The following is a 1637-nucleotide window of genomic DNA, read 5'->3' on the forward strand; positions in this document are numbered from 1 at the left end:
GCCCGGCCGCTCCCGCAGGTATGCCCGCAGCCGGGCGGCCTGCTCCCGGACCGCCTGCTCACCACGCCCGGACACCACCCACGGCACCACCGGCAGGAAGGTGGCAGGGTTCGTCTGCGGTGGTACGGCCGGCTCCGTTCCCGTCGCGGGAACGTCTGGATCAGCTGCCGCCGCCCGCTCTCCTTCGGGATGGGAAAGTCGCTCGAGAATGAGGTGAGCGTTGGTCCCTCCCACCCCGAAGGCCGAAATACCCGCGCGGCGGGGGCGGTCGGTGTGCGGCCAGGGGCGGGGTTCGGTCAGCAGTGACACCGCCCCGCTGGTCCAGTCGACGTGCGGGGTGGGGGCGTCCACGTGCAGGGTCTGGGGCAGCACTCCGTGCCGCAGCGCCATCACCATCTTGATCACACCCGCCACACCTGCCGCGGCCTGGGTATGCCCGATGTTCGACTTCAACGACCCGAGCCACAGGGGCTCTTCACCAAGACGTCCCTGACCATAGGTGGCCAACACCGCCTGGGCCTCGATCGGGTCCCCGAGCGTCGTCCCTGTCCCGTGCGCCTCAACGGCATCGATATCGGCCGCCACCAGCCCCGCGTTCGCCAGGGCCTGCCGGATCACCCGCTGCTGCGAAGGACCGTTCGGAGCCGTCAGCCCGTTGCTCGCCCCGTCCTGGTTGACCGCGCTCCCTCGTACCACTGCCAGCACCGGATGTCCGTTGCGCCGCGCGAGCGACAACGGTTCCAGCAGCACCATGCCCGCGCCCTCGGCCCAGCCGGTGCCGTCAGCCCCAGCGGCGAACGCCTTGCACCGCCCATCAGGAGCCAGCCCACGCTGCCGGCTGAACTCCACGAAGACGCCGGGCGTGGCCATCACCGCGACCCCGCCGGCCAGGGCGAGAGAGCACTCACCGTTTCGTAGGGCTTGGCAGGCGAGGTGCAGCGCCACCAGCGACGACGAGCACGCGGTATCCACCGTGACCGCCGGGCCCTCCAACCCCAACGTGTAGGACACCCGGCCCGACACCACACTGCTGGCATTACCCGCCAGCAGATACCCTTCGACTTCCGCCGGAGCCTTGCTCAGGAACGTGGCGTAGTCACCACCGCTCGAACCGGCGAAGACCCCCGTCTGGCTGCCCTTGAGCGACGTGGGATCGATCCCCGCTCGCTCCAGGGCCTCCCAAGCGACCTCCATCAGCAGCCGTTGCTGCGGGTCCATCGCCAACGCCTCACGCGGGGAGATGCCGAAGAACGCCGGGTCGAAGCACGCTGCGTCTTGCAGGAAGCCCCCCTCGCGCGCGTAGGATTTGCCCACCTTCTCCGGGTCCGGGTCGTACAAGCCATCCAAGTCCCAGCCGCGGTCAGCCGGGAACCCCGAGACCGCGTCCCCACCTGCCGCCACCAGATCCCACAGCGCCTCAGGCGACGTGACGCCGCCCGGGTACCGGCAGGCCATGCCCACCACCGCGATCGGCTCGTCGGCGACCGACGTGGGCAATGCGGGCATGGTGATGGCAGGCCGGCGCCCCAGGAGTTCTTCGCGCAGGTGGTGGGCGAGGGCGGAGGGTGTGGGGTAGTCGAACACCACGGTGGTGGACAGTGCGAGTCCCGTGGCCGTACGCAGCCGATTACGCAACT

General features: G+C 70.2%; 1 protein-coding gene. It reads right to left on the reverse strand.

What is annotated here, in order from left to right; all coding sequences use genetic code 11:
* Positions 1 to 1637, reverse strand: a 1637-nt coding sequence (locus ACZ6JY_RS40775; RefSeq protein ID WP_469204654.1) for a type I polyketide synthase, incomplete at both ends; no start/stop codon positions are given.

This window comes from Streptomyces sp. NPDC046335 (assembly GCF_055587985.1).